General features: G+C 70.0%; 22 protein-coding genes. 11 read left to right on the top strand and 11 right to left on the bottom strand.

Annotated features, from left to right (window positions below; translation table 11 throughout):
* Window positions 1-26: 26 nt before the first annotated feature.
* The 4 genes from yidD (at window position 27) to AC06E6_RS04415 (ending at window position 3,311) form a co-directional block, all read left to right on the top strand.
* Window positions 27-299 (top strand): membrane protein insertion efficiency factor YidD, encoded by a 273-nt coding sequence (gene yidD / locus AC06E6_RS04400; RefSeq protein WP_202626443.1) that lies wholly within the window; start codon window positions 27-29, stop codon window positions 297-299.
* A gap of 1 nt (window position 300) precedes the next feature.
* Complete coding sequence (locus AC06E6_RS04405) at window positions 301-1,647, top strand: dihydroorotase (RefSeq protein ID WP_240212639.1); 1,347 nt, start codon at window positions 301-303, stop codon at window positions 1,645-1,647.
* Window positions 1,647-2,498 (top strand): M23 family metallopeptidase, encoded by an 852-nt coding sequence (locus AC06E6_RS04410; protein WP_240212638.1) that lies wholly within the window; start codon window positions 1,647-1,649, stop codon window positions 2,496-2,498. Before AC06E6_RS04405 ends, AC06E6_RS04410 begins: the two co-directional genes overlap by 1 nt.
* A 264-nt stretch (window positions 2,499-2,762) precedes the next feature.
* Window positions 2,763-3,311 carry a DUF805 domain-containing protein gene (locus AC06E6_RS04415; protein ID WP_161614775.1) on the top strand — a complete coding sequence of 183 codons (549 nt, stop codon included), beginning with the start codon at window positions 2,763-2,765 and terminating at the stop codon, window positions 3,309-3,311.
* 83 nt (window positions 3,312-3,394) lie between these two features.
* On the opposite strand, the gene AC06E6_RS04420 is transcribed toward AC06E6_RS04415, so the two are convergent.
* Window positions 3,395-4,084, bottom strand: coding sequence for an isoprenoid biosynthesis enzyme family protein (locus AC06E6_RS04420; RefSeq protein ID WP_240212637.1), 690 nt, complete (start codon window positions 4,082-4,084; stop codon window positions 3,395-3,397).
* Between the two features lie 70 nt (window positions 4,085-4,154).
* Window positions 4,155-5,054, bottom strand: a complete 900-nt coding sequence (locus AC06E6_RS04425; RefSeq protein ID WP_478060412.1) for a helix-turn-helix domain-containing protein — start codon at window positions 5,052-5,054, stop codon at window positions 4,155-4,157.
* Window positions 5,055-5,142: 88 nt separating this feature from the next.
* Between AC06E6_RS04425 and AC06E6_RS04430 the strand changes: the two genes are divergently transcribed.
* Complete coding sequence (locus tag AC06E6_RS04430; protein WP_240212635.1) at window positions 5,143-5,595, top strand: DUF6265 family protein; 453 nt, start codon at window positions 5,143-5,145, stop codon at window positions 5,593-5,595.
* 19 nt (window positions 5,596-5,614) lie between these two features.
* Here the strand turns inward: AC06E6_RS04430 and AC06E6_RS04435 are convergent, their stop codons facing one another.
* The 5 genes from AC06E6_RS04435 to efp are packed head-to-tail and all read right to left on the bottom strand — an operon-like array spanning window position 5,615 to window position 9,640.
* Window positions 5,615-6,301 carry a phosphoglycolate phosphatase gene (locus AC06E6_RS04435; protein ID WP_240212796.1) on the bottom strand — a complete coding sequence of 229 codons (687 nt, stop codon included), beginning with the start codon at window positions 6,299-6,301 and terminating at the stop codon, window positions 5,615-5,617.
* A complete protein-coding gene (ubiG, locus tag AC06E6_RS04440; protein WP_104938610.1) occupies window positions 6,298-7,020 on the bottom strand; it encodes a bifunctional 2-polyprenyl-6-hydroxyphenol methylase/3-demethylubiquinol 3-O-methyltransferase UbiG in 723 nt (240 codons plus the stop codon). The genes AC06E6_RS04435 and ubiG overlap by 4 nt, the downstream gene beginning before the upstream one ends.
* 27 nt (window positions 7,021-7,047) lie before the next feature.
* On the bottom strand, window positions 7,048-8,391 hold the full coding sequence (locus AC06E6_RS04445) for a TRZ/ATZ family hydrolase (protein ID WP_313233047.1): 1,344 nt from the start codon (window positions 8,389-8,391) through the stop codon (window positions 7,048-7,050).
* A 39-nt stretch (window positions 8,392-8,430) separates the two neighbouring features.
* Entirely contained in the window at window positions 8,431-9,069 is a 639-nt protein-coding gene (locus AC06E6_RS04450) for a TMEM175 family protein (RefSeq protein ID WP_478060413.1), read from the bottom strand.
* A 4-nt stretch (window positions 9,070-9,073) separates the two neighbouring features.
* Window positions 9,074-9,640, bottom strand: a complete 567-nt coding sequence (gene efp / locus AC06E6_RS04455) for an elongation factor P (protein ID WP_054665025.1) — start codon at window positions 9,638-9,640, stop codon at window positions 9,074-9,076.
* A 101-nt stretch (window positions 9,641-9,741) separates the two neighbouring features.
* Between efp and epmB the strand changes: the two genes are divergently transcribed.
* Window positions 9,742-10,779, top strand: a complete 1,038-nt coding sequence (gene epmB / locus AC06E6_RS04460; RefSeq protein ID WP_478060414.1) for an EF-P beta-lysylation protein EpmB — start codon at window positions 9,742-9,744, stop codon at window positions 10,777-10,779.
* 660 nt (window positions 10,780-11,439) lie between these two features.
* Here epmB and AC06E6_RS04465 read toward each other — a convergent pair.
* From AC06E6_RS04465 to AC06E6_RS04475, 3 genes are all read right to left on the bottom strand, one after another.
* Window positions 11,440-13,584 (bottom strand): putative bifunctional diguanylate cyclase/phosphodiesterase, encoded by a 2,145-nt coding sequence (locus AC06E6_RS04465; RefSeq protein WP_104938607.1) that lies wholly within the window; start codon window positions 13,582-13,584, stop codon window positions 11,440-11,442.
* The gene (locus AC06E6_RS04470) at window positions 13,581-14,438 is read right to left on the bottom strand and encodes a phosphate/phosphite/phosphonate ABC transporter substrate-binding protein (RefSeq protein WP_478060415.1); all 858 of its coding nucleotides are present in this window, start codon (window positions 14,436-14,438) and stop codon (window positions 13,581-13,583) included. The genes AC06E6_RS04465 and AC06E6_RS04470 overlap by 4 nt, the downstream gene beginning before the upstream one ends.
* Window positions 14,439-14,560: 122 nt before the next feature.
* Complete coding sequence (locus AC06E6_RS04475; protein WP_161614763.1) at window positions 14,561-15,316, bottom strand: RNA methyltransferase; 756 nt, start codon at window positions 15,314-15,316, stop codon at window positions 14,561-14,563.
* Between the two features lie 119 nt (window positions 15,317-15,435).
* Here AC06E6_RS04475 and AC06E6_RS04480 point away from each other — a divergent pair, with 119 nt between their 5' ends.
* Window positions 15,436-16,263 (top strand): inositol monophosphatase family protein, encoded by an 828-nt coding sequence (locus tag AC06E6_RS04480; protein WP_478060417.1) that lies wholly within the window; start codon window positions 15,436-15,438, stop codon window positions 16,261-16,263.
* A 138-nt stretch (window positions 16,264-16,401) separates the two neighbouring features.
* Window positions 16,402-16,680: a hypothetical protein gene (locus AC06E6_RS04485; RefSeq protein WP_478060418.1), complete on the top strand. Its 279-nt coding sequence runs from the start codon at window positions 16,402-16,404 to the stop codon at window positions 16,678-16,680.
* Between the two features lie 582 nt (window positions 16,681-17,262).
* Here AC06E6_RS04485 and htpX read toward each other — a convergent pair.
* Complete coding sequence (gene htpX / locus AC06E6_RS04490) at window positions 17,263-18,126, bottom strand: protease HtpX (RefSeq protein WP_104938604.1); 864 nt, start codon at window positions 18,124-18,126, stop codon at window positions 17,263-17,265.
* 94 nt (window positions 18,127-18,220) lie between these two features.
* Between htpX and gluQRS the strand changes: the two genes are divergently transcribed.
* From gluQRS to phaR, 3 genes are all read left to right on the top strand, one after another.
* Window positions 18,221-19,105, top strand: a complete 885-nt coding sequence (gene gluQRS / locus AC06E6_RS04495) for a tRNA glutamyl-Q(34) synthetase GluQRS (RefSeq protein ID WP_478060420.1) — start codon at window positions 18,221-18,223, stop codon at window positions 19,103-19,105.
* A 59-nt stretch (window positions 19,106-19,164) separates the two neighbouring features.
* Window positions 19,165-19,908 (top strand): beta-ketoacyl-ACP reductase, encoded by a 744-nt coding sequence (gene phbB, locus AC06E6_RS04500; RefSeq protein WP_104938602.1) that lies wholly within the window; start codon window positions 19,165-19,167, stop codon window positions 19,906-19,908.
* A gap of 175 nt (window positions 19,909-20,083) precedes the next feature.
* Window positions 20,084-20,605, top strand: coding sequence for a polyhydroxyalkanoate synthesis repressor PhaR (gene phaR / locus AC06E6_RS04505; RefSeq protein ID WP_054664996.1), 522 nt, complete (start codon window positions 20,084-20,086; stop codon window positions 20,603-20,605).
* Window positions 20,606-20,620 lie beyond the last annotated feature (15 nt).

Raw genomic sequence — 20,620 nt, forward strand, 5'->3', positions numbered from 1 at the left:
TGCGACAAATCCTTGGGCAATGCCAGCTGGCTTATCATCGCGGGGTGATCGGCCGACTCCTCATTGCCCTGCTGCGCTTCTACAAGCGCTTCATCAGCCCCCTGCTGGGGCCGCGCTGCCGCTTTGTCCCCAGCTGCTCCGAATATTCGATGGACGCGATCCGCCTGCACGGCCCGCTGCGGGGCTGCTGGCTTACGCTGCGCCGGCTGGGCCGCTGCCATCCGCTGCACCCGGGCGGCTTCGACCCGGTCCCGGACAAGGCCCATCCCCCCTCTTGCCGCTGCACAGGAAAACACTGACATGTCCTCCACGCTCATCACCAATGCCCGCATGGTCAACGAAGGCCGCACCTTCGACGGCGACCTGCGCATCGAGGACGGCCGCATCGCCCGGATCGGCAGCGGGCTGGCGCCACGCGCCGGCGAGGAAGTGGTCGATGCCGGCGGCCGCTGGCTGCTGCCGGGCATGATCGATGACCAGGTGCATTTCCGCGAACCGGGCCTGACCCACAAGGGCGACATCGCCAGTGAATCGGCGGCGGCGGTGGCCGGTGGCCTGACCAGCTTCATGGACATGCCCAACACCAACCCGCCGACGCTGGATTCGACCATCCTGGAAGCCAAGTACGAGCTCGCGCGCGGCCGCGCCTGGGCCAACTACGGCTTCTACCACGGCGCCAGCAACGACAACCTCGAAGCGATCCGCGCGCTCGACCCGAAGAAGGCCCCCGGGGTGAAGGTGTTCATGGGTGCGTCCACCGGCAACATGCTGGTCGACGACCCGGACACGCTGGACGCGATCTTCCGCGAGTGCCCGACCCCGATCATCACGCACTGCGAAGACACGCCGATGATCGACGCCAACCTGAAGGCGTTCCAGGATAAGTACGGCGATGCGCTGACCGCGGAGATGCACCCGGACATCCGCTCGCGCGAAGCCTGCATCAAGTCGACCCGGCTGGCGATGTCGCTGGCACGCAGGCACGGCACCCGCCTGCACGTGCTGCACATCTCCACCGCCGATGAGCTGGCGTTGTTCGAGAAAGGCCCGCTGATCCGCGCCGACGGCAGCCGCAAGCAGATCACCGCCGAAACCTGCGTGCACTTCCTGCACTTCGCCCGCCCGGACTATGCGACCAAGGGCAACCTGATCAAGTGCAACCCGGCGATCAAGGACGTGGCCGACCGCGAGGCGATCATCGCCGCGCTGGCCGACGATGTACTCGACGTGCTGGCCACCGACCACGCCCCGCACACCTGGGAAGAGAAGCAGAAGCCCTACGCGCAGGCGCCGTCGGGCCTGCCGCTGGTGCAGTACGCGCTGGTCGCCGCGCTGGAGCGGGTGCACGAAGGCAAGCTGACCCGCGAGCAGGTGGTGCAGAAATTCGCCCATGCGCCGGCGCAGTTGTTCGACGTGGAAGAACGCGGCTTCCTGCGCGAGGGCTATTTCGCCGACCTGGTGCTGGTGGAGGACGTACCGTTCACGGTCAGGCGCGAGGACGTGCTGTCCAAGTGCGGCTGGTCGCCATTCGAAGGCACCACTTTCCGTTCGCGCATCGCCTCCACCTGGGTCAATGGCCAACGGGTGTGGGATGGTCGCAGGCTGGTGGGCCAGCCCGCCGGCCAGCGCATGACCTACGCCCGCTGATGCGTCGCTCGCTCCTGTGGGGCGCGCTGCTGCTCGCCGCGCCGCTGTCCCCTGCCCCGTCCGCGCTGGCCCAGGACGGCATCGCCGACCTGGTCGACAACCGCGTGGTGTTCCCGGCCAGCGCCTCGCAGGGCGCGCTGGTGATCGGCAAGGTGCCGGCCGGCAGCACGGTACGCTACGCCGGCCGCGACCTGCGGGTCAGTGGCTACGGCAGCGTGGTGTTCGGCATCGGCCGCGACGAGAAGGGTCCGCTGCAGGTGCAGGTGCGCCGCCCGGACGGCGGCAGCGAGACCGCGGCGATCGCGGTGACGCCGCGCGACTGGCCGCTGGAACGGGTCAACGGCGTGCCGCCGAAGACGGTGAACCCGCCGCCGGCCATCGCCGAGCGCATTGCCCGCGAACAGGCCCGGGTCACCGAGGCGCGCCAGCGCGACGACGACCGCACCGATTTCACCCAGACCTTCCAGTGGCCGCTGCAGGGGCGCATCAGCGGCCGCTTCGGCAACGCCCGCATCTACAACGGCCAGCCCGGCGCCGGGCACTCGGGGATGGATATCGCCGCGCCGACCGGCACTCCGGTGAAGGCACCGGCCGCGGGCATCGTCACCTTCGCCGACCCGGACCTGTACCTGACCGGCGGCACCCTGGTGCTGGACCACGGGTTCGGCATCAGCTCCAACTTCCTGCACCTGTCGCGCATCGACGTGAAGGTCGGCGAGCGCATCGCGCAGGGCCAGGTGATCGCCGCGGTCGGCACCACCGGGCGCGCGACGGGGCCGCACCTGCATTGGGGAATGAACTGGTTCGACACCCGCATCGACCCGCTGCTGGTGCTCGAGCGCGGCAAGTAGCCGTCCGCGCCCGGCACGCACGCGGGGCGCCCGGTTTCTCGTACCCCGCCATTCCCGTCACCCGAAGCGGTGCCCAGGCGTGGCGAACAGCCACCGCGTTACTCCCGGGTCCGGGCCCGGGGCCGCCCTGTCGGCGGTTCCGGGCCCCGTGCGGCCGCGCCGTCGGGGCCGTGTCGGGTCCATGTCGGGGCCGTGTCCTCACCACGGCTGGGCGCCTGGCAGGATGATGGCGACAACCCGAGCCCACTGCCCCGAGGAATCTGCATGCACGCCAACGGCCCCCGACTTCGCGAACTGCGCATCGCCCGCCAGTGGTCGCAGGAACAACTGGCCGCGCTGAGTGGCCTGAACCTGCGCACCATCCAGCGCCTGGAATCGGGCGCGAAGATCTCCACCGAATCGCTGCGGGCCCTGGCCGCGGTGTTCGAAGTAGCGCCGGCGAGCCTGCTGCTGGGCGAGCCCGCGCCCAGCCAGCCGGCACTGCAGGCGATGCGCGAAGGCGTCCTGCGTGGGCTGGAGTTCAACGGCACCACGCCCCGCGCGGATTTCTGGTGGTTCGCACTGGCCGTGGCCATGCTGCTGGCCTTCGCCCGATTACTTGCCGAGGCTGTCGGCCCGCTGCCGCTGCAGCTGGCTGCGCTGCTGGTGCTGTTGCCGTGGCTGGCGGCCTGCACGCGGCGCCTGCGCGACGCTGGCTTCAATCCCTGGTGGCAGCTGATCAGCCTGGCGCCGGTGGCCGGCATTCTGGTGCTGCTCTACCTGCTCACCTATCCGACCCGGGCACCGGCGCCACTTGCGGCGCCGCCGGCCTGAGAGCGCCGCTTCCGGCGAGGGTTGTCGGCCCGTGCGCAGGCGCCGTGCAATCGACGGGCATCGCCCCCGGACGCCCCGGCGGGTCAGCCGCGCGCCGCCCACCAGCCACGCCACAGCAGCGCCGCCGGGCGCGGCTGGTAGGCGCCGCCACGGATGCGGGCCTGCAGGCGCCCGCGCGCCAGCGCGGCATACAGCCGGCGCGGTCGCGGCCCGGCGACCCGCGCCGGCCAGCGCGCCAGCAACGCCTGCTGCCAGGCGGCTTCGCCGCCCGCGGCAGCGGGCACCGCGGCCGCGCCCAGGTCCTGCACCCGCTGCGCCAGCAGTTGGGTCAGCACCGCATCGCCGGCGGCGGGCTGCAGCGGCGCATCGAACACCGCCGCCTCCACCGCCGCCACCGCAGCGGCGAAGCGCTGCAGCGCACCCCGCGCCTGCGCCGGGTCGGCCATGCATTCACGGGCCTCGACCAGGTCCGGCAAGGCCTCGGCCAGTTGTGCCCAGGGCGCCCGCACCGGTTCCAGCACCCGCCCCAGCGGATGCCGCGAGCGCTGCCCGGCCCAACTGCGCAGTTCCTCGCCCCACCAGCCGAGCTTGGCATTGGCCGGCAACGGATCGCCGGCGATGTTGAGCATGTCGTCGAATTCCTGCAGCAGCGCGAACCACGCCAGCGTGCGGCGATGCAGCTCCGGTGCGACGAAACGGTCGACCAGCGACCATTCGGGCCAGCGCTCGCGCCACTTGTCCAGGAAACCGTCCAGCGAATCAGATCCAGTCATGCGCCTATTGTAAGAACCTGTCCGGGCGCCGTCTGCGGCTTTGCGCGGGCGCCGCACGGCAGGCTGCGCATCAGGCCGTGGCCGGCCGCCAGCGTGTTCCCGGCGAACGCGCGCCACGCGCCGGCACCGCGGGCGTGGCGCTGGTGCCACGCACGAAGGCCGCCGCCAGCCGCAGCGCGTCGTCGCCTTCCCGGTTGCCGCGCAGGGCACGCATCAACCGGGCCGGTGTGGCCCCGGTCCAGCCGACCAGCTCGCGGGTGGCGTGCGCCTGGTCGCTGTAACCGTGGCGCGCGGCCGCCGCGGCAATGTCCGCGTCCGCGGCATCCAGCGTGCGCAGCAGGGCCTGCAGCCGGCGCACGCGCGCGTATTCCTTCGGCGTCATGCCGACCGCGGCGAGAAACCGCGGCTGCAGGGTCCGCAGGCCGACTCCCAGCCGCTGCGCCAGCTCGGCGATGCGCAGGTCGCCGTCGGCCGCGTCGAGCAGGGCAACGGCGCGCACGATGAGCGCATCGGGCACGAACCCGGCCGCCCGTTCCCGCAGCAGCCGCCACAACGGTTGCGGCGACCGCGCGGCGACGTAGCCGCGCGCGGCCCCGGCGAAGCGCGCGGCGAACGCGGGATCGAGGGTGAACAGGTCGGGGGCCTGGTCACGCAACCCGGGCAGGCGCGCGCCGGCCACCAGCGCACTGCTCGCCGGCGTCAGCCGCACGCCGATGCAGAACACCGCACCGGCCGCCTGCAGCCGCACCGGGCCGCGCTGCTGGGCGGCAAAACAGAACGGCTGGTCGGCGCGGACCTGCCCGTCCGCGCCGTGGAAACGCAGCGGCACGCCCAGTTCGGCCAGCAGTTCGCAGCAGCCGTCCGGGTAGATCACCTGCACCTCGCCGTCCGGGGCGTCGTCGCGCAACACCCACAGGCAGCGCACGTGGCGCTGCAGGTCGGGCGGCGGCGGGTACTCGCGGTAGTCCATGCGCCATCGAACCCGGTGCTGCGCGTTTTTACAAGCGTGGCCGCCGCGGCCCGGCTAGCCTGCGGCCATCCATCGAGGAGGCGGGAACATGGCAAAGGCGGCAATCGTGCTGGGGGTGGGCATGGCATTGGCGGGCGGGACCGCCGTGGCCGGCGAGTTCGACTGGCTCGCGGGCCAATGGTGCGGCGGCAGCGCGGAACGGAAGATCGAGGAGGCCTGGCTGCCGGAAGCCGGCGGTGCACTGCTGGGCATGTCGCGCACGCTGCGCGGCGGCGCCACCGAATCGTTCGAATTCATGCGCCTGGTGCCTGCCGGCAGCGATGCGGGTTTCCATGTCCAGCCCAATGGCGTGGCGCCCACGGTGTTCGCCATCGCCGGCCACGGCGAGGGCTGGGTGGTGTTCGCGAACCCCGGACACGACTTCCCCCAGCGCATCGAGTACCGGCGCGACGGCACCGGGTTGCAGGCCTCCATCTCCGGACCGGGGCCAGACGGCAAGAGCCTGGAAATCCCGTTCGCGTACCGCCGCTGCGGCGGTTGAGGCGCCAGGCGCCGCGGCTTCAGCGCAGGCCGCGCGGCCACGGCCAGGCGGCCGGCTCCAGCAGCGCGGCCGGGGTCGGCGCCATCACGTCGGCCTGCCACAGCGCCGGGTCGTCGCCGTCCGGGCGGTAGCCCCACAGCGCGGCGACCGAGGGCATCGCGGCCGCGGATGCGGCCTGGATGTCGCGCGCGTCGTCGCCGACGTAGACGCAGTGCTGCGGCGCCCACCCGATCCGCTGCGCCGCCACCTGCAGCGGCAGCGGGTGCGGCTTGCGTTCGGCCAGGGTGTCGCCACCGATGAGTACCGCGCAGCGCTGTTCCCAGCCCAGCTGCGGCAGGATCAGCCGCGCCAGGTATTCGGGCTTGTTGGTGACGATGCCCCAGCGGCTGCCCGCCTGCTCCAGCGCATGCAACATGCTGGCGACGCCGTCGAACAGCCGCGCGTGGCGGCCGATCAGCGACTGGTAGACGTCCAGGAACTCGGGCACCAGCGCCTGTCGTTCGCTTTCGGCCATCTGCGGGAAGGCCACCGCCAGCATCGCCCGCGAGCCCTTGGACACCACCGGGCGCAGGCGCTCGGCGGCCAGCGCCTGCATGCCGCGCGCCTGGCGCATGGCATTGGCGGTGACCACGAAATCCGGCGCGGTGTCGAGCAGCGTGCCGTCCAGGTCGAACAGCACCACCGGCGGGAACGCGGGCACGGTCAGGCCTGCTCGGGCTTGACCGCGAAGGCCAGGTAGTTGATGTCGGTGCGCCGGCTCAGGCGCGCGCGGTTGCGCCACGGCTCGTAGGCCATGCCGCTGACGTCCTGCAGCTGCAGCCCGGACTGACGCAGCCAGGCGCCCAGCTCGGCCGGCTTGATGAATTCCTGGTAGTGGTGGGTGCCGCGCGGCAGCAGCCGGGCGATGTACTCGGCGCCGACCACCGCCACCGCGAACGCGGCCGGGGTGCGGTTGATCGTGGACAGGAACAGCTTGCCGCCGGGACGCAGCAGGCGCTGGCAGGCGGCGATGATCGCGCCCGGGTCCGGCACATGCTCGAGCATCTCCATGCAGGTCACCACGTCGAACGCTCCGGCCTGCTCGGCGGCCAGATCCTCGGCCGCCTGCACCCGGTAATCGACCTGCACCCCGGATTCCAGTCCGTGCAGGCGCGCGACCTTCACCAGCTCCGGCGCCAGGTCGATGGCAGTGACCTGCGCGCCCTCCTTCGCCAGCGCTTCGCTGAGCAGGCCGCCGCCGCAGCCGATGTCGAGCACCCGCGCGCCGCGCAGCGTGGCGCGCTCGGCCACGTACCGCAGCCGCACCGGGTTGAGCGCGTGCAGCGGCTTCTGCGGGCCGTCGGCGTCCCACCAGCGGTTGGCCAGCGCGGCGAACTTGTCCAGCTCGGCCTGATCGAAATTGTTGGACGTCGGTGCTGCGGTCATGTCGGAATCCTCGTGGAGCCGCCGCGCTCAGGCGCGGCTGGAACGGATGCGGTCGCGCCACTGGCGGGCATTGGCGGTGATCGCCGCCACGTCCATGCCGACCAGTTCGCGCTGCACCAGCTTGGGCTGGCCGGCGATCCACACGTCGCTGACCTGGTGGCGGCCGGCGGCATAGACCAGCTGCGACAGCACGTGGTGCAGCGGCTGGGTCTCCAGCGCCGACAGGTCCACGCACGCCAGGTCGGCCTGCTTGCCGACCTCGATCGAGCCGATCCTGTCACCGAACCCCAGCGCGCGCGCGCCGCCCAGGGTGGCCGCGCGCAGCGTGGTGGCCGCGTCCAGCGCGGTGGCGTCGTTGGCCACGGCCTTGGCCAGGATCGCCGCGGTGCGGTTCTCGCTGAACATGTCCAGGTCGTTGTTGCTGGCGCAGCCGTCGGTGCCGATGGCCAGGTTCACCCCCGCGCGCACCAGCGCGCAGGCCGGGCAGAAGCCCGAGGCCAGCTTCAGGTTCGATTCCGGGCAATGCACCACGTGCACGCCGCGTTCGGCGCACAGGTGGATCTCGGCGTCGGTGAGCTGGGTCATGTGCACCGCGATCAGGCGGTCGTTGACCAGCCCCAGCCGGTCCAGCCGTGCCAGCGGACGCTGGCCGTGCAGTTTCAGCGAATCGCTGATTTCCTGCGCGGTCTCGTGGGTATGCAGGTGCACCGGGATGTCGAGCTGGTCGGACAGCATCCGCACCCGCTCGAAGTTGGCGTCGTTGACCGTGTACGGCGCGTGTGGCGCGAACGCGGTGCCGATCAGTGGATCACCGCGCCACTGGTCGTGCAGTTCGCCGGCGCGGGCGAAGTATTCGTCGTCGCTCTTCGCCCAGGCGCTGGGGAAATCGATGATCACCGCGCCAACCAGCGCGCGGAAGCCGTGCTTCTTGTACACGGCGGCCTGCACGTCGGCGAAGAAGTAGTTCTCGTTGGCGCAGGTGGTGCCGCCGCGCAGCATCTCGGCGATGGCCAAGGTGGTGCCGTCGGCGACGAACTCCGGGCCGATCACCGCGGCCTCCACCGGCCAGATGTGCTCGCGCAGCCAGGTCATCAGCGGCAGGTCGTCGGCGATCCCGCGCAGCAGGGTCATCGGGTTGTGGGTGTGGGCGTTGACCAGCCCCGGGATCAGCGCCGCCTGCGGCCGCGACACCACCTCGGCGGGCTGGAAGCGCGCGCGTGCCTCGGCGCGCGGCAGCACCGCCACGATCCGGCCACCGCTCACCGCCACCGCATGGTCTTCCAGCACCACCGCATGCGGCTCGACCGGTACCACGTAGCCGGCTTCGATCAGGAGGTCGCAGCGGGGCGCCGCGGTTTCATGGATTGTCATTGCAAAGCTTCCTTCCGGGACCGGGCCTGCGGCGCGCGCTCAATCGCCACGGGCGAGGATGCGCCGGCGGGCGAGCATGGACAGCGGGAAAATCAGCGCGAACACCAGCGCCGCCCATTTCCCCGGGACGAACACGCCCAGCGGGATGGCGCAGGAAAACACCAGCAGCGGGATCAGCCCGCGCACCAGCAGCAGGCGGGCCTGCGCCGGGCCGAGCCGGGCATGCAGGTCCTCCTGTGCCACCACCGTGCGCCGCAGCAGCCAGGAAAACAGCGAAATGCCGGTGAGCACCAGCGCGTAGACCACGAAATGTTCGGACACCTGGCGGGTCGCGAACGGCATCAGCACGACGAAGAACAGCTGCAGCAGGGCCAGCCACACCAGCCTGGCATTGACCCGTCGCACGTGTTTCCAGATGAGCATGTGCCCGACCCAGAACAGCCCGGTCACGAAGAAGCTGATGACATAGGCCAGCAGCACGCTGAAGGTCTCGCCCCAGGCCTGGTCGGCGCCCACCCGTTCGATCAGTTCGCTGCCCGGCAGGCGCAGTTCGATCGCCAGCAGGGTGATGACGATGGCGAACACCGCATCGCAGAAGTTCACCACCCGCTCATGCGGAAACCGGTCCTCGCGGACCGGTTTCTCGACAGCCTGCTCGACGCCGGCGGGTTCGCGCATGGGCTTACTTGACGCGCGCGGAGTATTCGCCGGAGCGGGTATCGACGCGGATCACCTCGTCCTGGCCGACGAACAGCGGCACGCGCACCACCGCACCGGTCTCCAGGGTGGCCGGCTTGCCGCCGCCGCCGGAGGTATCGCCGCGCACGCCCGGGTCGGTCTCGGTGATCTTCAGTTCGACGAAGTTCGGCGGCTGCACCGCGATCGGCTCGCCGTTCCACAGGGTCACCACGCAGGATTCCTCGCCCTTGAGCCACTTCTCGGCGCCGCCCATGCCGGCCTTGGTCGCCTGCACCTGCTCGAAGGTTTCCGGGTCCATGAAATGCCAGTACTCGCCGTCGCTGTACATGTAGTTCATGTCGGTGTCGACGACGTCGGCCGCATCCAGCGAGTCGGTCGACTTCATGGTGATTTCCTGGGTACGGCCGTCCTTGATCAGGCGGTACTTCACGCGGGTGAACGCCTGGCCCTTGCCCGGCTTGACGTACTCGGTGTCGATGATGACAGCCGGTTGGTTGTTGACCAGGATTTTCATCCCGTTCTTCACGTCGTTCATGCCGTAGCTGGCCATGCTGGAACTCCTGATAAGTGGCAAAACCGGCGCGCGCCTGGCGGCCGGATTAGAATGGAACGCCCGCCATCGAAGGCGGGCATCTGTTTTTCTGGTCGCCCATGATAACCGCAGCCCTCGCCCCCGCTCCACAGGAATCCCCCGCCCCCCTGCCGGCCGGCCGCTGGCAGGCGCACTGGCGGCAGGCGATCCGCGACCCGGCCGAACTGCTGGCCGGGCTCGGGCTGGACCCCGCCGACCTGGGCGTGTCGGCGCAGGCGCTGGCGCAGTTCCCGCTGCGGGTGCCGCGCGGCTTCGCCGCGCGCATGCGCCGCGGCGACGCGGCCGACCCGCTGCTGCGCCAGGTGCTGCCAGTCGACGCCGAGATGCGGGTGGTCCCCGGGTTCAGCTTCGACGCGGTCGGCGATGGCGCGGCCAGGAAGGCCACCGGGGTCATCCAGAAATACCGCGGGCGCGCCCTGCTGGTGGCCACCGGCAGCTGCGCGATCAACTGCCGCTATTGTTTCCGCCGCCATTTCGACTATGCGGGCGAAAATGCCGCCCGCGGCGGCTGGGAAGCGGCGCTTGCGGCCATTGCCGCCGACCCGACGATCGACGAAGTGATCCTGTCCGGCGGCGACCCGCTGTCGCTGGCCACCGCCAAGCTGGCGGAGCTGACCACGGCGCTGGCGGCGATCCCCCACATCCGCCGCCTGCGCATCCACAGCCGGCTGCCGGTGGTGCTGCCCGAACGGGTGGACGATGAACTGGTGCAGTGGCTGGCCGGCCTGCCCTGGCCGCTGGCTTTCGTGATCCATGCCAACCACGCCAACGAATTCGACGCCGGCGTCGATGCCGCGCTCGCCCGCCTGCGCGGCGCCGGCGCGCAGCTGCTCAACCAGGCGGTGCTGCTGCGCGGGGTCAACGACGACCTGGATGCACTGGCCGCGCTGAGCGAGCGCAGCTTCGCCGCCGGCGTGCTGCCCTATTACCTGCACCAGCTGGACCGGGTGCAGGGCGTGGCCCATTTCGAGGTCGACGACGCCCGCGCGCTGGAGCTGCACGCCGCGCTGCGGGCGCGCCTGTCCGGCTACCTGGTGCCGAAACTGGTGCGCGAGATCGCCGGCGACAGCGGCAAACGGCCGCTACACGCCGGGTAACGGCGGGGCTCGCCCCCGCCGGGGCTTTGTCGGTACGTCCCCGTGTGGGGCAAGCCCCACACCTACGTGGGTGGATCGCCGGCAATACGCACGAGGCCGCCACCTACGTCGTGGCGGCGGGGCTCGCCCCGTCCACGGGCCTTACCGGTACGTCCCCGTGTGGGGCAAGCCCCACACCTACGTGGGTGGGTCGCCGGCAATATGCATGAAGCCGCCACCTACGTCGTGGGGGCGAGGCTCGCCCCGCCCGGGGCTTTACCGGTACGTCCCCGTGTGGGGCAAGCCCCACACCTACGTGGGTGGATCGTCGGCAATACGCATGAAGCCGCCACCTACGTCGTTGGGGGCGGGGCTCGCCCCGCCTGGGGCTTTATCGGTACGTCTCCGTGTGGGGCAAGCCCCACACCTACGTGGGTGGATCGCCGGCAATATGCACGAGGCCGCCACCTACGTCGTGGGGGCGGGGCTCGCCCCCGCCCGGGCTTTATCGGTACGTCCGCGTGTGGGGCAAGCCCCACACCTACGTGGGTGGGTCGCCGGCAGTACACACGAAGCCGCCACCTACCTTGTAGGGGCGGGGCTCGCCCCGCCCGGGGCTTTCTCGGTATGCCCCGGTGTGGGGCAAGCCCCACACCTACGTGTGGCGCGACGGCCGATGTATCAGGCCGCCGGGCTCGGCGCGGCGTCCAGCAGCCGCACCAGGTCGTCCGAGTCCAGCGGACGCGCCAACCAGTAGCCCTGTACCAGGTCGCATCCGCGCTCGTTGAGCAGCTCGAACTGGGCCTGGTGCTCGATGCCTTCGGCGACCACGGTGATGCCCAGCGCGTGAGCCATGGCGATGATCGCGCTGGTCAGGGCCAGGTCGTCCGGGTCGCGCTGCAGGTCGGCGACGAAGCTCTTGTCGATCTTGACCCCGTCCACCGGCACCTGGCGCAGGTGGCTCAGCCCGGAGAAGCCGGTACCGAAGTCGTCCAGCCACACCTTGACCCCGGTGCGGTGCAGCTTCTCCAGCAGCGAGGCGGCCAGCATCTCGTCGCCGATCACCGCGGTTTCGGTCAGCTCCAGGTGCAGGCGCGAGGCGGCCAGCCCGGAGACATGCAGGCACTGCTCCACCGCCGCGGCCAGGTCGCCGCTGCGCAGTTGCCGCGGCGATACGTTGACCGAGACGAACAACTCCTCGCCGGCGCCGTTGCACGGCCACTGCCGCGCCCGCAGGCACGCGGCATGCAGCACCTTGGGCCCCAGCGTCTGGATCAGCCCGCTCTGCTCGGCGATGTCGATGAACATCGACGGCGGGATCGCGCCCAGCACCGGGTGCTGCCAGCGCAGCAGCGCCTCCACGCCGATCAGCATGCGGTCGGCGGTGCGGAAGATCGGCTGGTAGACCAGGTGCAGTTCGCCCCGCTCCCAGGCGCCGCGCAGCTCCTGCTCCAGATGCAGGCGCCGCTCGACCGCATGGTCCAGCGCGCGGCTGTAGTAGCGGAAGCAGCTCTTGCCGGCCAGCTTGGCCTGGTACATGGCGATGTCGCCGTTCTTGAGCAGCCCGGTGGCGTCGGTGGCGTCCTCCGGGAACAGGGTGATGCCGATGGAACTGCCCAGGAATATCTCCCGCCCCTGCACCTGCAGCGGCGAGCCCAGGTCGGCCACCAACCGCTTGGCCAGGGACGTGGCCATGTTCTCCACCCGGCCGGCCTCGTTGCCGATCAGGATCACGAACTCGTCGCCGCCGAAGCGCGCCAGCAGCGCATCGTCGCCACCATCCTGCTGCACCGCCGCGGCGATGCGCTGGGCGAACTGCAGCAGCGCCTCGTCGCCGGCCTCGTGGCCGAGGGTGTCGTTGACCCGCTTGAACTCGTCGATGTCGATGAACAGCAGCGCCAGCCCCTGGCCCGAGGCCCGCGCGCCGAGCAGCCGATGGTCCAGCGCCTCGCGGAACGCCAAGCGGTTGGTCAGGCCGGTGAGCGAGTCGGTATAGGCCATCTGCCGCACTTCGCGGTCGTGGCGGGCGATGCTCTGGCCCATCCGCCCGAAGGTGCGCAGCAGTTCGCCGATCTCGTCGCCGCGGCGGGTGTCCTGCTGCTCGATCTGGTAGTCGCCCGCCTCGATCCGGCGCGCGGTCGCGCCGAGCCAGCGCACCGGCTGCACCAGGGTGCGCTGCACGTACAGCGCCACCAGGCACGCCAGCCCGACCAGCGCCACCATCATCAGCACCACCCAGGCCAGCTGGCGGCGGTTGGCCAGCCCCATGCGCTGCTCCAGCGCGGCCTTGGCCTCGGCCTCCTGCGCCCGTACCGGCGCCAGGTCCATGCCCAGCCGCAGCCCGCCGATGCGCTGTTCGCCGATGCGCAGCGGCAGGTCCACCTCCAGCACCATCGGCGACTCCTGCATCCGCAGCTGCTGGGCGTTGATCGCGCCCTGCGCCAGCGGGTCCTGCATCTGCCGGCCGTAGCCGGCGACCTCGACCGAGCCGTCGTGGATCAGCCGGCCCTCTGCGTCATGCACCAGCACGTAGCTGACCGACTTCTGGCTGGCGGTACTGCGCACCAGCGCGCCGATCGCGTCCAGGTCTGAGAAGTACAGCGGGTTGACCAGTGCGTCGGCCAGCGAGGTCGCCAGCGACGTCCCCTGCTCGCGCACGCTGTCGTCGAACACCTGGCTGACCACGCTGCTGCTGGCCTGCAGCAGCTCGCGCTGGGCCGCCGCCTGCCGCGCCAGCAGCACCGCGACGATCGCGATCACCACCAGCACCGCAGCGGCGGCCACGCACAGGAAGCGGGCCTGCAGCCCGAAACGCGGCCGCTTCATTCGACCTCCATGCGCACCCGCGCCAGGCCGGCGCGCAAGCGGTCGAGCGCGCGCTGGCTGGCCGGGTCCAGGCGGTGGAACGCCGAGGTACCGAAGAACTTGCGCAGCGCCGGGCCGGCCGCCGGGTCACTGCTGGCCTCCAGCAGCACTTCCTGCAATCGCTTGCGCACCGCCGGATCCATGCCCGGCCGCACCATTTCCACCGCGCGCGGCACGTCCTGGGTCTCGTACAGCACGCGCATGTCGCGCCGGAACACCGCCGGCACCCGGCGCTCGTCGAGCCAGTCGATATTGCTGACCACCCCGGCATCGACCACGCGCTTGTGCACGAAGGTGGAGATGTTGAGCTCCGACCGCGCGAACACGTAGCCCACGGTGTCGGCGGTGGGCGTGTCCTGCGGGGTCAGCAGGATTTCCGGGCGCACCCCGTGGGCCAGCAGCTCCATCACCGGCACCAGGTAGGAACTGGTGGACCACGCGCTCTGCATCGCCAGCGAGCGCCCCTTCAGTTCGTCCAGGGTGTTGATCGGGCTGTCGCGGCGGACGAAGAACACACTATGGTAGGCGGCCACGCCGCCGCGCTCGGTCAGCAGCAGCGGCTCGGCGCCGCTGCGCTGGCGCAGCGCCATGGCGGTCCCGGAAGTCTCCGTCACCCAGTCCACCCGCCCCCGCCGCAGGTAACTGGCCATCTGCTGCATGTCCTTGGCCATCAGGATGCGGCCCTCGACGATCCCCACGTCGCGCATCCTTGGAATCACGTAGTCCAGCAGGGGCTTGAGCTGTTCGTAATGCGACTTCGGATCATCGCTCAGACGCCCCAGCACCAGCACCGAACGCTCCGCTGCCGACGCCATGGCGGGAACCGCCACGGACAACACCAGCGCGGCTCCCCAGAGCCATCTTGAAACACGCAAACCGGCGCTCCCCCAAGAGTGTGCGCACAGACTATCCGAAAAAAACCCGAATGACGGATGTCTCAGTTCTGGCGCGCGTTGGCCAGCCGCGCCATGCGCTGGGCGTCGGACAATATGCCGCGCAGCAGCCGGACCTCCTGCTCGGACAGGTCGGCCTTCATGAACAGGCGGCGCAGCTTGCGCATGGCCGATTCCGGGGCACGGCCCTTGTGGAAATCGATCTGGTCCAGGGTATCGCCGAGCTGCCCGAACAACCCCTCCAGCTGGGCGTGGCTGGCCGGTGCCTCGCCGTACCCCGGCTCCGGCGGCGGGGCGGCCTGCCCTTCCAGCTGCGCCATGCGCACCTCGTAGGCCAGTACCTGGACCGCCGCGGCCAGGTTCAAGGAGCTGAACTCCGGATCGGAGGGGATGTGCACGGCGGCGTGGCACAGCTGCAGTTCGTCGTTGCTCAGGCCGGTACGCTCGCGCCCGAACACGAACGCCACCTCCGCCGGTTCGGCCGCCCGCGCCACGGCGCGCTGGCCGGCCACCTCCGGCAGCAACTCCTCCAACTGCACCCGGCGCGCGCGCGCGGTGCAGCCCAGCACCAGCCGGCAATCGGCCACCGCGTCGGCCAGGGTGGCGAACACCGGGGCATCGCCCAGTACGTCCTCGGCGCCGGCCGAGCGGCGGAAAGCGACCTCGTCCAGCGGCTGCTCCGGGGCCACCAGCACCAGCCGCGACAGCCCCATGGTCTTCATCGCCCGCGCCGCCGCGCCGATGTTGCCGGGATGCTGGGTGCCGACGAGGACGAAACGGATACGGGCGGAAGCGGACATGGCGAAAAAGTCAGGAGCGGGACAGCCGCAGATGGTAAACTGCGCGGCCGGCCCGTGCGCCGGGACCGCTCTTTTCCTCCGCCAGTCCGACCCATTCGCCTTCACGGGAGCCCTTCGCCATGCAGAAACCCGCCGTCACCGTCATGGTCAAGGCCGCACGCCTCGCCGGCAACGTCCTGTTGCGCAACATCAACAAGCTCGAAGCGCTGAACGTGGTGCAGAAGGGCCGGATGGACTACGCCAGCGAAGTCGATGGCGACGCCGAGAAGGTAATCGTCAAGGAACTCAAGCGCACCTACCCGGACTACGGCATCTACGGCGAGGAAGGCGGCCTGCAGGGCAACGGCCGGCAGATGTGGGTCATCGACCCGCTGGACGGCACCAGCAACTACCTGCGCGGCTTCCCCCACTACTGCGTGTCGATCGCCCTGGTCGAAAACGGCGAACCCACCGATGCGGTGATCTTCGACCCGCTGCGCAACGAACTGTTCACCGCCTCCAAGGGCGCCGGCGCGGTGCTCAACGACCGCCGCATCCGCGTGGCCGAGCGCAAGGACCTCGACGGCACCATGATCCACACCGGCTTCGCCCCGCGCGAGCGCACCCGTGCCGGCAGCCAGCTCAAGACCGTGGATACCCTGCTGGTGCAGGCCGAGGACATCCGCCGTACCGGTTCGGCGGCGCTGGACCTGGCCTACGTGGCCTGCGGCCGCGCCGACGCCTACTTCGAGGCCGGGGTGAAGGCATGGGACATCGCCGCCGGCGTGCTGCTGGTGCGCGAGGCCGGCGGCAAGGTCTGCAATTACCGCGGCGCCTCCTTGGCGCGCATGGACGACAAGGGCCCGGAAACCCAGCAGGTGGTGGCCGGCAACCTGAAAGTGTGCGAGGCGCTGCAGAAGGTGATCGTCAACACCGGCCACGCCGCCGAGTTCGATCCGAAGTTCTGATCCGCTTTTCCCGCGATCCCGGACGGCGCCTGCGAGGGCGCCGTTTCTGTTTCTGGCATGCCGTCCGCTGCGGCAGCCACGAACCGGCGGCCCGCAGCGGCGCCCCCATTCAATGTCACCAGATGAAGGCCTTGGCTGTTGCTGTTGCTGTTGCTGTTGCTGTTGCTGTTGCTGTTGCTGGTGCTGGTGCTGGTGCTGGTGCTGTTGCTGTTGCTGGTGCTGTTGCTGGTGCTGGTGCCGGTGCTGGTGCTTTTGCTTTTGACTTCCGGGTCCCCTTCCGCAGCGACGGAGCCGACGGGAAAAACCCGAAGGGCGACGCGCATGGACGCGCGTCGTTTTTCGACGAGACATGGATGTCTCGTCGAAAAATCCCGCCGGCGCAGTGGACCCAGCCCGCGCAGCGGGCTGGGCGCGTAGGCAGGGCGTGCTTTCTTTGGGCCACGTTTCTTTGCACGAGCAAAGAAGAGCTCTTCAACAGCCGAATGGCTGGTCAAGGTGGCTCGCGCCCCGTAGGGGAGCGAAAGCCTTTGACCCTGTTTCCGCCCTTGCTCTGGCTTTCCCTAGATGTCTGTACCAACGCGATAGTCAAAGGGCCAAGTCAGAGGCCAATCATGAAAGCGGAAGCATGAAAGCAGAGCTTTCGCCCCTGCTTCGCAGGAGCGAGTTACTTCTCTTTGCTCGTGCAAAGAGAAGTAACCAAGAGAAAGCACGCCCCTGCCTCCGCGCCCTCCGTGCCTGCGGCACTCCGGGTCCACTCCGCCGCCGGGATTTTTCTACGCGACATCCCTGTCGCGTAGAAAAACGACGCACATCCCTGTGCGCCGCCCTTCGGGTTTTTCCCGTCGGCTCCGTCGCTGCGGAAGGGGATACACAGTCAAAAGCGCAGAAGCCAAGGCACAAGCGAGAGCGAGAGCGAGAGCGAGAGCGGAAACGCTGCTCCAACGAAAGACGCCCGGCACTTGCCGGGCGTCTTTGGGCTACCGCGGGTTGTCGAACCGGTTACGCCACCGTCGAAGAACGCAGCGCGGCGATGCGCTCCTCCAGCGGCGGATGACTCAGGAACAGCTTCTTCGCCGTCGACCCGGCGATGCCGAACGCCGCGATCTGGGTCGGCAGCGTGCTCTGGCCGTGGTTGAGCTTCAACCGCTCCAGCGCGGCGATCATCTTCTGGCGGCCGGCCAGGCTGGCGCCACCGGCGTCGGCGCGGAACTCGCGGCGGCGCGAGAACCACATCGCGATCATCGTCGCGAACAGGCCGAACACCATCTCCAGCACGAACACGATGATGTAGTAGGCGAAACCACGGCCGCCGTCGCGGTTGCCCGACAGCGCGCTGTCGATGATGCCGCCGACCACGCGTGCCAGCACGATCACGAAGGTGTTGAGCACGCCCTGCAGCAGCGCCATGGTGATCATGTCGCCGTTGGCGACGTGCGCGATCTCATGCCCCAGCACCGCTTCGGCCTCGTCCTCGCTCATGTTGTGCAGCAGGCCGGTGGACACCGCCACCAGCGCGTTGTTGCGGTTGGCGCCGGTAGCGAAGGCGTTGATCTCGGGGCCGTCGTACACCGCCACTTCCGGCATGCCGATGCCGGCCGCCTTGGCCTGGCGCGCCACGGTGTCCAGCAGCCAGCGCTCGGTCGCGTTGCGCGGCTCGGTGATCACCACCGCGCCGGTGCCGCGCTTGGCCATGAACTTGGACAGCAGCAGGGAGATGATGGAGCCGCCGAAGCCGAAGATCGCGGCCATGACCAGCAGGCCACTCATCTGCGCCGGGTTGACGCGCAGCACCGACATCACGATGCCTGCGAGGACCAGCACGGCAAGGTTGGTCAACAGGAACAGGCCAATACGGGTAAACATGCGGAAGGATCCGGTTGGGGTTGGATGAACGCGCTAAATCTGCGGTGCGGACAGGTTGAATTCAAGCGCGATTCTGACCGACGATTCAGCTTCGATGTACACCTCCCCCTACCGCGGCCGCTTCGCCCCCTCGCCCACCGGGCCCCTGCACCTGGGGTCGCTGCTGGCCGCCTTCGGCAGCTGGCTGCTGGCGCGGCAGGCCGGCGGCCGCTGGCTGGTGCGCATCGAGGACGTGGACACGCCACGCGAGGTGGCCGGTGCCGCCGCATCGCAGCTGGCAACGCTGGCCGCGTTCGGCCTGCAGCCGGACGAACCGGTGCAGTACCAGAGCCACCGCCACGGCCTTTACCGCGCCGCCCTCGAACGCCTGCTGGCCGATGGCAAAGCCTTCCCCTGCCACTGCAGCCGCAGCGACCTGGCCGGCCAGCAGGGCGTGCATCGCCACTGTGTCGCCGGCCGCCAGCGGCCGCACCCGGCGATCCGCCTGCGGGTGGCCGACGACAGCCTCGTCGGCTTCGATGACGCGCTCCAGGGGCGCTTCGAACAATGGGTGGATCGCACGGTCGGCGATGTCGTGCTGCTGCGTGCGGACGGTTGCTGGGCCTACCAGCTGGCGGTGGTGGTGGACGACGCCGCGCAGGGCATCACCGACGTGGTGCGCGGCGCCGACCTGCTCGACTCCACGCCGCGCCAGATCCTGCTGCAGCGGGCGCTGGGCCTGCCCACGCCGCGCTACCTGCACCTGCCGCTGCTGCTCGACGCGCACGGCGCCAAGCTGTCCAAGTCGCTGGCCGCGCGGCCGGTGGAGGCCGCCGACCCGGTGCCGACGCTGCGCTGGCTGTGGGCCGCGCTCGGCCAGGAGCCCGCCGAACTGGCGGGCATCGACGCACTGCCGGCACTACTGCAGTGCGCGGTGGCCGCGTTCCAGCCGGGCCGGCTGCGCCGCGATCCCATCCCCGCCTCGCCGCCGTTGCCGTGAGCGCGCCCGGTTCACATAGAATCGAAGGTTCCCCAGCGCCTGCGCCTGGAGCGCACCCCATGACGACATCCCGTATTGCACTGGTCACCGGCGGCACCGGCGGTATCGGCACCGCGATCTGCCAGCGCCTGGCCGACCAGGGCCATCGTGTCGCCACCAATTTCCGCAACGCCGACAAGGCCGCGCTGTGGCAGGAGCGGATGCGCGCCCGCGGCTACGACATCGCCCTGTTCCGCGGCGACGTCTCCAGCCCCGACGGCGGCCGCGAACTGGTGCAGGCGGTCGAGGCCGGCATGGGACCGGTGGAAATCCTGGTCAACAATGCCGGCATCACCCGCGACACCACCTTCCACCGCATGAGCGCGGAGCAGTGGCACGAGGTGATCAACACCAACCTCAACTCGGTGTTCAACGTGACCCGCCCGGTCATCGAAGGCATGCGCCGGCGCGGCTGGGGCCGGGTGATCCAGATCAGCTCGATCAACGGCCTCAAGGGCCAGTACGGCCAGGCCAACTACGCCGCGGCCAAGGCCGGCATGCACGGTTTCACCATCTCCCTGGCACGCGAGAATGCCGGCTTCGGCATCACCGTCAACACCATTTCCCCGGGCTATGTCGCCACCGACATGGTGATGGCGGTGCCGGAGGAAGTGCGCGCCAAGATCATTGCCGACATCCCCACCGGGCGCCTCGGCAAGCCCGAGGAGATCGCCTACGCGGTGGCCTTCCTGGTGGCCGAGGAAGCCGCCTGGATCACCGGCTCCAACCTGGACATCAACGGCGGCCACCACATGGGCTGGTGAGCCCGCCGCGCCCGCCACGGCCCGGCCGGCGGCCCATGCTGCGCAGCATCGCAGCGATGCTGCACGCCGCCGCGCCCCCTTCCCCGGGGCATGCCCCCCTGTACTTTTGGCGGTTGCAAGGCCTGTTGCACTGCGCCATGCTGCGCCCCTACCGTGAAGGAAGAGTGACTGCTTAATGGCTGCGACCCGCATCATCAAGAAGTATCCCAACCGGCGGCTCTACGACACCGAGATCTCCAGCTACATCACCATCGAGGACGTCCGCCAGCTGATCCTGGACGGGGAGGACTTCGAGGTACGCGACGCCAAGAGCGGCGAGGACCTGACCCGCTCGGTGCTGCTGCAGATCATTGCCGACAAGGAGCAGGACGGCGAGCCGATGCTGTCCACCCAGCTGCTGAGCCAGTTGATCCGTTTCTACGGCGATTCGCTGCAGGGCTTCATGGGCAACTACCTGGAGCGCAGCATGCAGGTGTTCCTAGACCAGCAGCAGCAGTTCCGCCAGCAGATGGGCAACCTGCTCGGGCAGACGCCGTGGGCGATGATGAACCAGCTCACCGAGCGCAATCTGGAGCTGTGGCAGGAATTCCAGCGCAGCATGGGCGCCGGCTTCGGCCGCCCGCCGGCTGCCGGCGGCAAGACCCCCGAGCCGCCGCCCGCGCCACCGCCGGCCGGCAAGACCCGCGGCAACCGCTGAAAGCACGAAGGCCGA

The organism is Stenotrophomonas sp. Steno-Z10-HUANG (assembly GCF_056393075.1).

Bases quoted from the DNA above. Each gene is read 5' to 3' on its own strand.
- AC06E6_RS04415 (WP_161614775.1), top strand. From the start codon at position 2,763: ATGCACGCCAACGGCCCCCGACTTCGCGAACTGCGCATCGCCCGCCAG.
- AC06E6_RS04465 (WP_104938607.1), bottom strand. From the start codon at position 13,584: ATGAAGCGGCCGCGTTTCGGGCTGCAGGCCCGCTTCCTGTGCGTGGCC.
- htpX (WP_104938604.1), bottom strand. From the start codon at position 18,126: ATGTTTACCCGTATTGGCCTGTTCCTGTTGACCAACCTTGCCGTGCTG.
- AC06E6_RS04450 (WP_478060413.1), bottom strand. From the start codon at position 9,069: ATGCGCGAACCCGCCGGCGTCGAGCAGGCTGTCGAGAAACCGGTCCGC.
- efp (WP_054665025.1), bottom strand. From the start codon at position 9,640: ATGGCCAGCTACGGCATGAACGACGTGAAGAACGGGATGAAAATCCTG.
- ubiG (WP_104938610.1), bottom strand. From the start codon at position 7,020: ATGACCGCAGCACCGACGTCCAACAATTTCGATCAGGCCGAGCTGGAC.
- AC06E6_RS04475 (WP_161614763.1), bottom strand. From the start codon at position 15,316: ATGTCCGCTTCCGCCCGTATCCGTTTCGTCCTCGTCGGCACCCAGCAT.
- AC06E6_RS04410 (WP_240212638.1), top strand. From the start codon at position 1,647: ATGCGTCGCTCGCTCCTGTGGGGCGCGCTGCTGCTCGCCGCGCCGCTG.
- epmB (WP_478060414.1), top strand. From the start codon at position 9,742: ATGATAACCGCAGCCCTCGCCCCCGCTCCACAGGAATCCCCCGCCCCC.
- AC06E6_RS04480 (WP_478060417.1), top strand. From the start codon at position 15,436: ATGCAGAAACCCGCCGTCACCGTCATGGTCAAGGCCGCACGCCTCGCC.
- AC06E6_RS04425 (WP_478060412.1), bottom strand. From the start codon at position 5,054: ATGGACTACCGCGAGTACCCGCCGCCGCCCGACCTGCAGCGCCACGTG.
- gluQRS (WP_478060420.1), top strand. From the start codon at position 18,221: ATGTACACCTCCCCCTACCGCGGCCGCTTCGCCCCCTCGCCCACCGGG.
- AC06E6_RS04430 (WP_240212635.1), top strand. From the start codon at position 5,143: ATGGCAAAGGCGGCAATCGTGCTGGGGGTGGGCATGGCATTGGCGGGC.
- AC06E6_RS04405 (WP_240212639.1), top strand. From the start codon at position 301: ATGTCCTCCACGCTCATCACCAATGCCCGCATGGTCAACGAAGGCCGC.
- AC06E6_RS04470 (WP_478060415.1), bottom strand. From the start codon at position 14,438: ATGGCGTCGGCAGCGGAGCGTTCGGTGCTGGTGCTGGGGCGTCTGAGC.
- AC06E6_RS04420 (WP_240212637.1), bottom strand. From the start codon at position 4,084: ATGACTGGATCTGATTCGCTGGACGGTTTCCTGGACAAGTGGCGCGAG.
- phaR (WP_054664996.1), top strand. From the start codon at position 20,084: ATGGCTGCGACCCGCATCATCAAGAAGTATCCCAACCGGCGGCTCTAC.
- phbB (WP_104938602.1), top strand. From the start codon at position 19,165: ATGACGACATCCCGTATTGCACTGGTCACCGGCGGCACCGGCGGTATC.
- AC06E6_RS04445 (WP_313233047.1), bottom strand. From the start codon at position 8,391: ATGACAATCCATGAAACCGCGGCGCCCCGCTGCGACCTCCTGATCGAA.